This window comes from Arthrobacter sp. TJ-170, assembly GCF_058269305.1.
Window position 1 is genome coordinate 584,533 of record NZ_JBZCNL010000001.1, and the last position, 12,768, is coordinate 597,300.

Genomic DNA, 12,768 nt, shown 5'->3' on the forward strand with positions numbered 1-12,768 from the left:
TTGGATGATACCAGAGCATGTTCCGTTATCGACGGTGGCTAGCGGCTTTCCTGATTACGCGCACATGTTTGCGCGGGGATGGTCCTGGGCTTTCGTCAACATTCGCACGGTACGCCCAGAAGACCACTTAGTTCCTCGAATACTCAGGAGACATCATGTCCGAGCAGAAGCTCGCCGCAGAACTGCGCACCGATTTCGGTAAGGGCGCTGCCCGCCAGGCACGCCGCGCCAACAAGATCCCCGCCGTCATCTACGGCCACGGCGCAGACCCCATCCACGTGCTGTTGCCCGCCAAGGCAACCACCCTGGCAGTCCGCCACTCCAACGCCCTCCTCAGCGTCGACGTCGACGGCGAAACCCACCTCGCCCTCGCCAAGGACGTACAGCGCAACCCGCTCAAGCAGATCGTCGAGCACATCGACCTGCTGACCGTCCGCAGCGGCGAGAAGGTCACCGTTGAGGTCAACATCCACGTTGAGGGCGAGCCCAAGCCGGGCGTCGTCTCCAACCTCGAGCAGACCACCGTTTCGGTTGAGGCCGAAGCCACCCACCTGCCCGAGTCCCTGACCGTCAACCTCGACGGCCACGGCGTGGGCGACCACGTCTACGCCTCGGACATCCGCCTCCCCAAGGGCGTCACCCTGCTCACCGAAGCAGAAACGCTGATCATCAACGTTTCCGCACCGGTTGTCGAAGACCTGGGTGAGACCGCAACCGAGACCGGAGTTGACTCTGACGGCGGCGACGCCACCGCTGAGGAAGCCACCGGCGACGTTGTTCCCGAAACTGACGAGTCCTAAGCACCGCATCAGTGTCTGACAGCACCTGGCTGGTAGCCGGGCTCGGAAACCCCGGGCCCGGCTATTCCGGCAACCGGCACAATGTGGGCCAGATGGTCCTCGACGTGCTCGGGGCCCGGCTGGGTGGAAAGTTCGGCACCTCCAAGGCACGCGCCGTCGTACTCGAAGGCCGCCTTGGAATAGGCGGGCCGCGGCTGGTCCTGGCCAAGCCGCTCACCTACATGAACCTCACCGGCGGGCCCGTGTCGCAGTTGGCGAAGTTCTACGGGATCGAGCCGGACCACGTGCTGGCCGTGCATGACGAGATCGACATCCCCTTCAACACGATCAAGCTGAAGGTCGGCGGGGGAGAAGGCGGCCACAACGGCCTCCGTGACATCAGCAAAGCGCTCGGCACCAAGGAGTATGTGCGGGTGCGCGTGGGTGTCGGACGCCCGCCAGGACGGCAGGAAGCAGCCGATTACGTGCTCCGCGACTTCAGCACGGCCGAGAAGAAAGACCTCGGAATTCTGCTCGAGGAGGCGGCGGACGCCGTCGAAAGCGTTGTCCTGGACGGTTTGCTTACCACCCAGCAAAAGTTTCACTCTGCAGGGAAATAGCGGTAAACTAGTCAAGCGGTTCACAAGTGAATCGCAAGTCAACTACACGGCCTAATTGGCCCCAAAAGCGGGGGCCGACGTTGGGCGGCCTCTGAGACTGGGCCACCCCCATCCCAACGTCGGTCCCTTTTTTGTGCCCCCAGTGTGTGGCTTCGAGCGCAGGCAAGCCCGTTATCCGTTTTTGCTTGAACGATTAAACTAAACGGTGCAGTAACACCCGGTCGGGCGTAGGCTATTGCCCTAGCGCACGACGTGTTGGGGCGGACTAATGGGAAAATGCGTAAAGTCCGGTGCGGACAAAGATCTGTCGGCACCGCAGGGTGATGGCGTACGGCCACCAGGCCGTCAGTCTCGCAAAGCCGGGATGCAGCGATGCTGAACGTCCACGGTGAATGGCCGCTGGTCGGCCGGGACACAGAGCTGGGGGACGTCAGCGACGCACTGCTGGACACCAGTTGCCGGGGTGTCATCATCACCGGCCAGTCCGGAGTGGGAAAGACCGCGCTCGCCCAGCTCATGGCACGCGAGCTCGAAGCCTCGTTTGAACTCGTCTACGTCCGCGGCTCAGCGCTCGCATCTAAAATGCCCTACGGCGCCCTCAGCTTTGTCCTCAGCGATCTCGACGACGCGATCGTGGACAACCCGCTGATGCTCCTCCGCGGACTGCAGGAACTCTACGGCCGGCGCGACGACGGCCGGCAAACCCTCATCCTCGCTGACAACCTCGAAGAACTCGACGCGTCTTCCGCCATGGCGCTCGCCCACCTGGTGCGGGTTGGTGCGGTGAAGCTCATCGCGATCTGCCAGTCCATCGACGCCTCCCCCGAAGAATTCTGCGACCTCTGGAAAGACGGGGTGCTGCGCAGGATCGACATCGCGCCGCTCGGCCTCGCGTCCACCACCGAACTGCTCTCGGCCGCCCTCGACGCACCCGTGTCCCGCGCCGCCGCCGCCAGCATGTGGCACATCACAGGCGGCAACCCGCTCTTCCTCCAGGCACTTACCCGCGAGCAGGTGGACTCCGGCGAAATGCTCGAACGCGACGGCGTCTGGGTGGCCCAGCCCCTGTCCGCACCGAAGACACGGCGCTCCATGACCGACTGGATCATGGTCCGCCTGCGCCGGTTGCCCCCCGACGAGCGCGAGGCACTGGAGATGATCTCCGTGGTGGGCGTTGCGCCGCTGGACCTGCTGCTCCGGTTCGTGCCGTCGTCGACCGTGGACGAACTGCAGCGCAGGAAGGCCATCCAGCTGGAGCAGGGCGACGTTCCCCTGGTGCGCATTGCCAACGGACTGGTCAGCGAAGTGGTTCGCGCTCAAGTGCCGCTGGGCCGCGGGCGTGAACTGATGCGTGCCCTGGCAACGGAAGCGCGGAGCTACAACATGCCGGCCATCGCACGCATGACGTACGCCAACTGGTGTATCGACTCCGGTGCGGACATCGACACCGAAAGTCTCATCGAGGCAGCGCGGCTCGCCAACCGGCACCGCGAAGGTGCAACGGCACTGCGCTTCATCCACGCCATCCCCAATTACTCGGGCATCCCGCAGGCGGTCATCGAAGAAGCCCAGGCCCTGGGAGTGGACGGCGACACCTCCGGGGGCCTGCTCGTCCTCGACCACTTCCTGAAGACCCATGCAGAGCCGCAGCTCCGCGATTGGGTGGAAGTGGGGCTTCTCCAGTGCCGGCTGCTCATGCGGAGCCCGGCACGGTACGCGGAGGCGGAATCGATCCTGGAGGAAATCCGCCGCAGACTTGCCGTGGAGACCGCAGCTGAGGACTTTGCCGAATTCGTTGACGCAGTGGACGTGCTGACGGCTGAACTGGCTGTCTACAACGGCCGGTACGCCGAGCTCATCGAGATGTACGGGATCCTCCTCAACGATCACTCAACCGAGCACCAGAACCATGAACTGATGGGTTGGCTCGCAGAGGCTCTCGCTATGACCGGCCGCCAGGACGACGCCGTCAAGCTGGCTTCCTCGCTGGTGTCCCGGCTGATGGATGCCGGCAGCGACACTCTCCTGCAGGAAGGTGCGGTGGCACGGCTTTTCAAGCTGCTGGTCCTGTGCGGACGGTGGAACGAATGCATCGAGATGGCGGCATCGCCGGTGCACCACGGCAAGGAAAGCGCCTATGACGGATCCGCATCGGAGTTCGCCGAAGGGTGCCTCCTGGCATACGCGGGCCGCGGAACGGAAGCACTCGACAAGCTGCTGCCGGCACTGAGCCAGATGCGGGTCCGCGACCGGCAGCAACTCGTACCGGTCGCCGAAGCGAGCACCGCCTACGCCTATGCTCTCGCCGGCGAGGCCCGCGCAGCGAAGGAACACCTGGCACGTGCGGGGCACCGGCCGGAACGGTTGGCCTGGCACACCGCGCGCGTCGCGGACTACTTTGCGGCCCTGGCCGAAGTCGCCACCAAGGCGCCCGTTGAGGTGGCCGAACGGATGCTGGAGCTGGCCGATGAGGACCGCGCCATGGGCAACCATGGCCACGAGCTGCTGTTCCTGTGCCAGAGCGTTCAGCTGGGGCTTGAATCAGCGGCTGACCGGCTGGTCTCCTCAGCCCTCGCCTCGCAGGGGCCCTTTGCCGAAGTGTGCGCCATGTACGGGAAGGGCATCGCGTCTAGGGACACCAATCAGCTGCTGCTTGCCTCGCAGAAGGCGGCGGAACTCGGTAATCACCGGTTGGCTGCGGATGCGGCACGGTTGGCAGCGCAACTGGCCCAGGAAGCCAGCGACCAGGTAACGGTCACCGAGGCCGGGAAAGTTCTGCGCGATGTCGGCGCCCCCGGAGTAGCCGGTCGGCGCGGCGCACTGGAATCACTCACGGACCGGGAACGTAGCATTGCGGTGTTGGTCGCCGAAGGGCGGACCAACCGTGATATAGCTCAAGTCATGTGCGTTTCGGTGCGGACCATAGAAGGCCATGTATACCGGCTCTATTCGAAACTTGGGGTGTCCTCGCGTAGCCAGCTCGCTCTGCTTCTAGAGTAGCTGGATCATGGGGGAGCAGACTGGTGGCGGGCATGATCTGGTTGGCCGGGAAGACCTGGTCGAAGAGCTGGTAGGGGCGCTCACGGGCTCCCAGTACCTTGGCGCCATCCTCGTGGGCGAGGCGGGCGTCGGAAAAACCGCGCTCGCCCACGCCATCGCCAAAGTGTTGGACGGCAACGTGGCGGTACTGCCTATCTCTGCCAGCCCCTCGCTGCGGAAGGTCCCCTTCGGAGCGCTTTCCCCGTACCTGCACTCACTGTCCATCAACGACGTCGGCTCCTCCGTTGCCGTGTACCGCAGCATCATGGCGCACCTGGAGGCCAGCTTCGACGGCAGCAAGAAGATGCCGCTGTTCCTGGTCGATGATTCCCACGAACTAGACGACAACACCAGCGTGCTGCTCTCCCAACTCGTCACGGGCAGGCGTGCCCGCCTGCTGGCGCTGGCCCGCAATACTCCCGGTCCGACGTCGGAATTTGGCTCCCTGCACCAGGACGGGCTGTTGCGCCGGTACGAAGTCAGGCCACTCGATCAGGGGGAGGTGCACGAACTGTGCCGGCGCGAACTCGGCGGTGATGTGCTGGCAAGCGTCAGCGCCAGCCTGACGCAGATGTCCGGTGGGAACCCGATGTTCCTGCTGGCTCTCCTGCGCCAGGGGAAACGCTCCGGCTACCTGGGCGTGCGTAATAAAGTGTGGCGTCTGGCTGGTCCGGCGCCGCCGCTCGACGTGAGTCTCGTAGACCTGATCAAGGTCCGGTTCCGCCGCAGGACGGCGGAAGAGATGACCGTGCTGGAAACACTGGCGCTCGCCGAACCCATGCCGCTCGAGGCACTCAACCACTGCACCGACAGGTCGGCGGTCACGTCGCTGCATGAGCACGGGCTAATTGCCATCGCGGGTGACCGGGACCGGCTGGTCAGCCTCAGCCACCCCCTCTACGGTGAGGTAATCCGTCAGGAGGTTCCCGCAGGACGCAGCCTCGCGATCCGCCGGAAAGTGCTGACGGTGCTGGACAAGGAGTCCAGCACCGCCGACGGATTCCTGCGCTTTGTCGCGTGGGGGCTGGACTGCGGGTTGCCGCCGGATGACAAAACGCTGCTGCGTGCTGCCGTGGTGGCCAATCGCCTGCACGATGCCGAATTCGCGCTGCGCGCCGCGCGCGCGGTGCATACCCCGGAGCTGCGCGGCAACTCCCTCGTGGAGATCGCCCGTGCGCAGCTTGCCCGGGGGAACTCCGCCTACGCACGGGAGATCGTCGACGAGGTGCTCGATCAGTGCACTACGTTCATCCTCGCCAAGGAAGCCTCGTTGCTGTCCGCGGCACTTCGCCTGCGTGAACCGAACGCGCCGGACGCGATCCGCTCCGACATCGCACGCTGGAAACAGGTCGCTGACCGGGTCTCCACATCCATGGGGTCTCCCGATAATCCGGAGGTGCAGGTCGGTATGGCCGTGTCCCGCAACGGTTACCGGATCCTCGAATGCCTCGCCCTGAACTATGAAGGCAGATTCCGGGAGGCGGAAGTCATTCTCCGGGAGGTCCTCGCGGACAGGTACTGCACCGATGAAGTTCGGCTGGCCGGCCTCGCCCTGCTCGGAGAAGCCCTTGGCTCCACCGGCAGGGGAGTCGAAGGTGCACGCGCCACGGCGGAGGCACTGCAAATTATTGCCACGCACGGACACCAATTCCTGGCCCACTCGGAATTTGTCATCACACGCCATTTCGTCTCGATGGCCCATGCCGGACTCTGGGATGAGATCGAGGAGCTGCTGGACACCGTCATCCGCGGCAACGGCAGCGGGCCCATCACCTTTACCGCCATCACGGAGTTGTCCGAGGGACTCATTGCACTCCGTAAAGGGCTCATGGGCAGTGCCCGTACCGCGCTGATCCTCGGCGTGGAGGGCCTTCGTGAATCCGATGAGAACCAGCTCATGCCGATGGCACTGGGCCTGGCAGCCTTCGCCTGCACCATGGTGGGGGACACCGCCCGCGCGCGCAGCTACACCGAAGAGTTCGAGTCCTCCCTGAGCGTCGGCACCAAGCAGGCGCAACTGCTTGGAAGAATCCATGTAGTCGCCGCCCGGGCGCTGTTCCAGGGCGCAGCACGGAGCATCGACGAGCTGCACATCCTTGCCGGGCAGGCGGAGAAGGACGGCATGACCGCACTTGCGGTCAGCGCGCTGGAACTCGCCGCACGGCTGGGAGACGAACGCTGCTTCGAGCCGTTGGCGCGGATAGCTGAAACCGTCGAAGGGCCCGAAGGCACCGTCCTGACAGCGATGGCCAGGGCCGCAGTCCAGAAGGACCCAGCCGCCCTTATCGAGGCGGCTGAGCTGGCCCAATCCTCCGGGTACCTGTTGGTCGCCGCGGAGTGCCTCGGCAAGGCGGTCAGGTACCTGTCACAGCGCGGGGATGAACAGAAGTCCCGTGCTGTGCAGCAGAGACTCAACACGATCATCGGGCAGCTCGAGGGTCTCCAAAGCCCGCAGTTCGAGGCGGTTCGTTCCACCTCAAAGCTCACCCAGCGCGAACTCGACATCGCGAGGCTCGCCGGAAAAGGCTACTCCAACCGGGACATCGCCGAAGCTCAAGGCGTATCCGTCCGCACGGTGGAAGGCCATCTCTATCGCATCTTCGCGAAGCTCGGAATCACACGTCGTGACGAGCTCCCGGGCGGCGATTCATCGAGTACCGGCTGAGTATTTTCGGGCCTAAAAAGAGTGGCAAAGCGGGTACCTATTACTCGTGTCTGGGGTGGCTTGGCTGCCTAGACTTGTGTATGGAGCCGGCGACGTCGAAGCCTTCCCCAGACTAAGGCTCGTCCCCAGCCGTCGTCGGCTCCTTCACATCGAGCTCGTCTCTTCCTACAGTGGATGGTGGGTGCGGCGTTCACAACCTTCGCCGCCTCGTAGGTTCAAATGATCCACTCCTGGACGCCCGCTGCGTCATCAGCTGGCATGGAATGCCCTACAAAAGCACCAACAGAAGGAGGAGAAATCAAATGACACACCACGTGAAGTCAATGCTCGATACCTACCCGAAGGACCTCGGAGGAGTCGACAAGGACAAACTTGCCGAGTGCATCGAGGCCTGCTTCGAATGCGCCCAGACATGTACCGCCTGTGCTGATGCCTGCCTGAGCGAGGACATGGTTCAGGACATGGCCAAATGCATCAGCACCGACCTGAACTGCGCTGACATCTGCGCCACCACAGGTAACGTGCTTTCCCGCCATACCGGGTACGACGCGAATGTGACCCGTGCCGTCCTCGAAGCATGCCGCACGGTCTGCAAGTCCTGCGCCGATGAATGCGAACAGCACGCAGAGATGCACGATCACTGCAGGATCTGCGCAGAAGCGTGCCGTCGTTGTGAGAAGGCGTGCGAGGAGCTGCTGTCCTCTCTCGGCTAGGGGTCCAGCCTGGATCGGTACGCATCTGAGGAATGAGAAAATGGCAGGAGGCTGGGGCGCAGTGCCCGGCCTCCTGCTCGTTTTCGCACCTTTCAGACCCGAAGGATCTCACGCTTGCTACATTTCAGCCCTTCACCTTCCCGAACACAGCGGGTAGCCCGAACGGTTGGTGCCATCGCCGGCACACTGCTCCTTGCCGCGTGCTCATCGGTTGCGCCGCAGACCGCCCCGATTGAGCAATCAGTACACGGGAACGACTATCCCGCCGCGCATATCCACGGCATGAGTGTGGATCCCGCGACAAACCGCGTGCTCCTGGCCACGCATGACGGACTGTATGACGTCTCTGCGTCCCCGGTACTGAAAATCGGGCCAAACATCGACCTGATGGGCTTCACCACCGCCGCCAACGGCACCTACTACGCGTCCGGGCATCCCGGACCCGGGTCAGGCCTTCCCAACCCGGTCGGCCTGATCGAATCCACCGACCAGGGGCAGACCTGGGAACCCCTGTCCCGGCAGGGGGAATCCGACTTCCATGCCCTCGCGGCGACCGGATCCGGCATCGTCGGGTACGACGGCGAACTCCTCACCAGTACAGACGGCATGGCCTGGGAAGCAGCGGACCAGGATTTCGCCCCCTACAACCTGGCGGGCACACCGAGGGGCAGCACAGTCCTTGCCACCACGGAGGAAGGCCTCTGGCGGTCCAGTGACCACGGCGTCACCTGGTCCGCTGTTCCGGACGCACCCCTGCTGATGCTCACCGCGCTATCGGAAGAACGGGCGGCAGGTATCACCCCGGACGGACTCGTCTACACCAGCAGCAACGGGGGAGTGACCTGGCAGGAACAGGGCACGGTGCCCGGGCAGGCAGCGGCGATAGCAACCCAGGCCCTCGAGTCATCGCAGCGGATCTGGGTGGCAACCGAAGAGGGTGTCTTCGCGTCGAACGACAATGGCCGGACATTCTCCGATATCGACTCCCACAATGAGTGAGCCGATGAGGACCCCGCTTCAGACCCTGCCGTCTCCGGACCGTCGCGCGGTGCTGTCCCGCCGCATCCGGTTCTTCGTTGCCGCCACGATCGCCTACAACATCATCGAAGCTGTGGTGGCGATCAGCGCGGGCACTGTGGCGTCGTCGAGCGCTCTGATTGCCTTTGGCCTCGATTCGGTGATCGAGGTGACTTCCGCCGCCGCGGTCGCATGGCAGTTCTCTGCTCCGGACCCGGAGCGCCGCGAGAAGACCGCCCTGCGGTTCATCGCTTTTTCATTCTTCGGGCTCGCGCTGTTCGTCGGGTTCGATGCGGTCCGCGCGCTGGTTTCCGGTGCTGAGGCCGAGCACTCGACCGTGGGCATCATTCTCGCTGCGGTGAGCCTGGCCGTGATGCCGCTGCTGTCCTACCTCCAGCGCCGCGCCGGCCGCGAGCTCGGGTCGCGTTCTGCGGTGGCCGACTCGAAGCAGACGCTGCTCTGCTCCTACCTCTCCGGCGTACTGCTTGCGGGACTGCTGCTCAACAGCCTGTTCGGGTTCACCTGGGCGGACCCGATCGCCGCACTCGTCATCGCCGGCTGGGCGGTCAAGGAGGGGCTTGAAGCGTGGCGGGGAGACGCGTGCTGCGCCAACCCACTCGGCCACGCCGAGCCTGATTCCGACAGCGCACCCTCCGGGGACAACTGCTCCTGCTGTCAATCCTGAGACCCTCCACCGGCATGTGCTGGCAGTAGAATGAATAGCGCACATTAGCCGTCGAGGGAGTTTCATGCCCATCCTGTCAGCACCATCCCCCCCGCTCTCGAACGACGAAGTGAGCCGCATCCGCAACGACTTCCCTCTGCTCTCCAACGAGCTGAACGGACGGCCGCTGATCTACCTCGATTCCGGAGCCACCTCCCAGAACCCGGTGAGCGTGATGGAAGCCGAGCAGGAGTACTACGAGCAGCGCAACGCCGCCGTGCACCGCGGCGCTCACACCCTCGCCGTTGAAGCGACCGATGCTTACGAACTTGCCCGGACCTCCGTGGCGTCCTTCATCGGTGCCCTGCCGGAGGAAATCGTCTTCACCTCCAACGCCACGGAGGCACTCAATCTCGTGGCCTACAGCCTCTCCAACGCGTCGCTGGGACGGGGCGGTGACGCTGCGCGTCCCTACGCCCTTGGACCCGATGACTCGATCGTGGTCACCGAAATGGAGCACCACGCGAACCTGATTCCGTGGCAGGAGCTTGCCGCCCGCACCGGCGCTTCCTTGCGGTACATCCCAGTCGACAACGACGGCGCCCTCCGCCTTGATGAGGCCGCCTCAGTCATCGACGGCAGCACCAGGCTGCTTGCGTTCACGCATGTGTCCAACGTGCTCGGCACCATCAATCCGGTCGCCGAGCTGGTGGGACTCGCGCAGAAGGTTGGCGCCCTCACTGTGCTGGACGCGTGCCAGTCGGTACCGCACCTGCCCCTCGATGTCGCCGAACTCGACGTCGACTTCGTTGCGTTCTCCGGCCACAAGATGCTCGGCCCCACAGGGATCGGCGCACTCTACGGCCGGTCGAAGCACCTGCACGCCATGCCGCCGTTCCTCACAGGCGGTTCCATGATCACCACCGTCACGCTCGAGCGCGCCGAGTACCTCCCGCCGCCGGCCCGCTTCGAGGCAGGCACGCAGCGGATCTCGCAGGCCGTTGCCCTGGGGTCGGCGGTGAACTATCTGGCCGAGACCGGCATGGGCCGCATCGAGGAGTGGGAACAGCTGCTGGGGGAGCGCCTGGTGGCCGGCCTTGAGGCCATTGACGGAATCCGGGTGCTCGGTCCGCGCTCCGGACAGCCCCGCATCGGGCTCGCCGCGTTCGACGTTGACGGCGTGCACGCCCACGACGTCGGGCAGTTCCTCGACTCCCGCGGCATCGCCGTCCGGGTGGGGCACCACTGCGCCCAACCGCTGCACCGGCGTCTCGGACTGACGGCGTCCACGCGGGCCAGCACGTACCTGTACAACACCACCGACGAGGTCGATGCGTTCCTCACCGCCGTGGCCGAGGTCCGTTCATTCTTCGGGGCGTCCGCATGAGCAGCGAGCTTGAGAGCCTGTACCAACAGATCATCCTGGACCACGCGAAAAGGCGGGTGGGGCAGGGGCCGACTGATCCGGCGTCGGACGCTGATGAGGCTCTGGCAACCGCCGCATCCCACCAGCTCAACCCCATCTGTGGCGACGAGGTGACCGTGCGGGTGTGGTTAGCCGATTCGCGGATCGAGCGGGTGGCGTGGAGCGGCGCCGGCTGCGCTATCTCCATGGCTTCGGCGTCCGTACTCACCGAACTGGTCAGTGGACAGACCCGTGACGACATGATGGAGCAGCTCGACCGCTTCCGTGAGCTCATGCGCTCGCGCGGCACCGTGGTGCCCGATGAGGAAGTGCTGGGTGACGCTGCCGCGTTCGCCGGCGTCTCCCGGTTCCCGGCACGCGTGAAGTGCGCCATGCTGGCCTGGGTTGCGCTGGAGGAAGCGGTCCTCGCGGCGAACCGCTAGGCGCGCGGAGGCCTGTCCTCAAAGACATCAGGGATGCCGTCGAGGTTTGCGTCGACCTTCTCGGATTCCTCGATCAGACGGTAGCGCTTGTTGCGTGAGCGCAGAATAAGGGTGGCCAGCAGCGCGGCGAGGAGCGATGCGGCGAGGATGGCGACCTTGGCGTGGTCATTGTGATCGGTTCCCTGCTGGAAGCTGAGGTCATTGACCAGCAGCGATACTGTGAAGCCCACCCCGGCCAGAAGCCCGACGCCGAGCAGGTCCACCCATCGCAGGTCGGGATCCATGGTTGCCCGGGATGTCTTGGTGACCACCCAAGCGGTCAGGAGGATGCCGATGGGCTTCCCCAGCACCAGTCCAAACACAATCCCTACCGTCACCGGGTCGCTGAAAGCGGAGATGAACCCTTCGACGCCGCCGATGGCCACCCCGGCAGAGAAGAAGGCGAAAACAGGAACGGCGATCCCGGCCGACAGCGGACGGAACCGGTGCTCGAAGGTTTCGGCGAGCCCCGGCTTGTTCACGGTCGGCTGTACAGTCTTGCCGCCCCGGCCCTTGCGGAGCACCGGAACCATGAAGCCGAGCAGGACGCCGGCCACCGTGGCGTGGACGCCGGACGCGTGCATCAGAGCCCAGGTGACCATGCCGATCGGCAGGAGGATGACCCAGGCCGCAGGTGTCTTGCGTCCGAAGAACTTCGGGTTGGTCTGGGCAAGGAAAGCGAAGAGGGCCAGCGGTACCAGCGTCAGCAGCAGGAAGGTGAATTCCACCTCCGCCGTATAGAAGAACGCGATGATGGCGATGGCGATGAGGTCATCGACCACGGCGAGGGTGAGCAGGAAAATCCGGAGCGCACTTGGGAGGTGCGAACTGATCACGGCGAGGACGGCCACAGCGAACGCGATGTCCGTTGCTGTCGGGATGGCCCAGCCCCGCAGCGTGTCCGGAGAACCGAGGTTGACGAGGACATAGATGAGCGCAGGAACAATGACGCCGCCGGCCGCCGCTGCCACCGGAACGATGGCGCGGGCAGGGCTCCGCAGGTCACCGGCGACGAACTCGCGCTTGAGTTCAAGGCCCACGAGGAAGAAGAAGATCGCCAGCAGACCGTCCGCTGCCCAGTGCCCCACGGAGAGCTTGAGGTGCCAGGGCTCATACCCGAACTCGAAATCCCGCAACGCGAAGTAGCTGTCCGAAAAAGGCGAATTCGCCCAGATGAGAGCCAGCGCCGCAGCGATCATGAGGAGGATGCCGCCAACGGTTTCCTTGCGGAGGATTTCGCTGATCCGCTGGTACTCGAGCCAGCTGGAACGGCTGAATACCCGCTTCGGAGGGGTGGGATTCAGGTCTGACATGAGCGGCTCCTTCAGGGCAGGAAAGAATTACTGTCGACCAGTCGTCCCGGCGCACCAATTCCTCAGAAACC

The 12,768-nt window shown here is 64.6% G+C and carries 10 protein-coding genes; 9 read left to right on the forward strand and 1 reads right to left on the reverse strand.

All coding sequences use genetic code 11. The annotated features are described in order from the left end of the window. Positions 1–155: 155 nt before the first annotated feature. From AC4D1W_RS02790 to sufU, 9 genes are all read left to right on the forward strand, one after another. Positions 156–800, forward strand: coding sequence for a 50S ribosomal protein L25/general stress protein Ctc (locus AC4D1W_RS02790; protein WP_490897732.1), 645 nt, complete (start codon positions 156–158; stop codon positions 798–800). An 11-nt stretch (positions 801–811) separates the two neighbouring features. Beyond that, the gene (pth, locus tag AC4D1W_RS02795) at positions 812–1,399 is read left to right on the forward strand and encodes an aminoacyl-tRNA hydrolase (RefSeq protein WP_490897733.1); all 588 of its coding nucleotides are present in this window, start codon (positions 812–814) and stop codon (positions 1,397–1,399) included. A gap of 372 nt (positions 1,400–1,771) precedes the next feature. After that, positions 1,772–4,399: a helix-turn-helix transcriptional regulator gene (locus tag AC4D1W_RS02800; protein ID WP_490897734.1), complete on the forward strand. Its 2,628-nt coding sequence runs from the start codon at positions 1,772–1,774 to the stop codon at positions 4,397–4,399. Positions 4,400–4,406: 7 nt separating this feature from the next. Continuing rightward, a complete protein-coding gene (locus AC4D1W_RS02805) occupies positions 4,407–7,103 on the forward strand; it encodes a LuxR C-terminal-related transcriptional regulator (RefSeq protein WP_490897735.1) in 2,697 nt (898 codons plus the stop codon). A gap of 302 nt (positions 7,104–7,405) precedes the next feature. After that, entirely contained in the window at positions 7,406–7,816 is a 411-nt protein-coding gene (locus AC4D1W_RS02810; protein ID WP_490890713.1) for a four-helix bundle copper-binding protein, read from the forward strand. 114 nt (positions 7,817–7,930) lie between these two features. After that, positions 7,931–8,815 (forward strand): F510_1955 family glycosylhydrolase, encoded by an 885-nt coding sequence (locus AC4D1W_RS02815; protein WP_490897736.1) that lies wholly within the window; start codon positions 7,931–7,933, stop codon positions 8,813–8,815. Positions 8,816–8,819: 4 nt separating this feature from the next. Then, entirely contained in the window at positions 8,820–9,518 is a 699-nt protein-coding gene (locus AC4D1W_RS02820; RefSeq protein WP_490897737.1) for a cation diffusion facilitator family transporter, read from the forward strand. Positions 9,519–9,582: 64 nt separating this feature from the next. Further along, entirely contained in the window at positions 9,583–10,884 is a 1,302-nt protein-coding gene (locus AC4D1W_RS02825) for a cysteine desulfurase (RefSeq protein ID WP_490897738.1), read from the forward strand. Continuing rightward, the gene (sufU, locus tag AC4D1W_RS02830) at positions 10,881–11,345 is read left to right on the forward strand and encodes a Fe-S cluster assembly sulfur transfer protein SufU (protein ID WP_490897739.1); all 465 of its coding nucleotides are present in this window, start codon (positions 10,881–10,883) and stop codon (positions 11,343–11,345) included. The genes AC4D1W_RS02825 and sufU overlap by 4 nt, the downstream gene beginning before the upstream one ends. Here sufU and nhaA read toward each other — a convergent pair. Further along, positions 11,342–12,697: a Na+/H+ antiporter NhaA gene (gene nhaA / locus AC4D1W_RS02835; RefSeq protein WP_490897740.1), complete on the reverse strand. Its 1,356-nt coding sequence runs from the start codon at positions 12,695–12,697 to the stop codon at positions 11,342–11,344. The genes sufU and nhaA overlap by 4 nt on opposite strands. Positions 12,698–12,768 lie beyond the last annotated feature (71 nt).

What these genes read in the sequence shown, in the direction of transcription:
- AC4D1W_RS02790 (WP_490897732.1), top strand. Translation starts at nt 156, where the DNA reads ATGTCCGAGCAGAAGCTCGCCGCAGAACTGCGCACCGATTTCGGTAAG.
- AC4D1W_RS02800 (WP_490897734.1), top strand. Translation starts at nt 1,772, where the DNA reads ATGCTGAACGTCCACGGTGAATGGCCGCTGGTCGGCCGGGACACAGAG.
- AC4D1W_RS02805 (WP_490897735.1), top strand. Translation starts at nt 4,407, where the DNA reads ATGGGGGAGCAGACTGGTGGCGGGCATGATCTGGTTGGCCGGGAAGAC.
- AC4D1W_RS02810 (WP_490890713.1), top strand. Translation starts at nt 7,406, where the DNA reads ATGACACACCACGTGAAGTCAATGCTCGATACCTACCCGAAGGACCTC.
- AC4D1W_RS02820 (WP_490897737.1), top strand. Translation starts at nt 8,820, where the DNA reads ATGAGGACCCCGCTTCAGACCCTGCCGTCTCCGGACCGTCGCGCGGTG.
- AC4D1W_RS02825 (WP_490897738.1), top strand. Translation starts at nt 9,583, where the DNA reads ATGCCCATCCTGTCAGCACCATCCCCCCCGCTCTCGAACGACGAAGTG.
- sufU (WP_490897739.1), top strand. Translation starts at nt 10,881, where the DNA reads ATGAGCAGCGAGCTTGAGAGCCTGTACCAACAGATCATCCTGGACCAC.
- nhaA (WP_490897740.1), bottom strand. Translation starts at nt 12,697, where the DNA reads ATGTCAGACCTGAATCCCACCCCTCCGAAGCGGGTATTCAGCCGTTCC.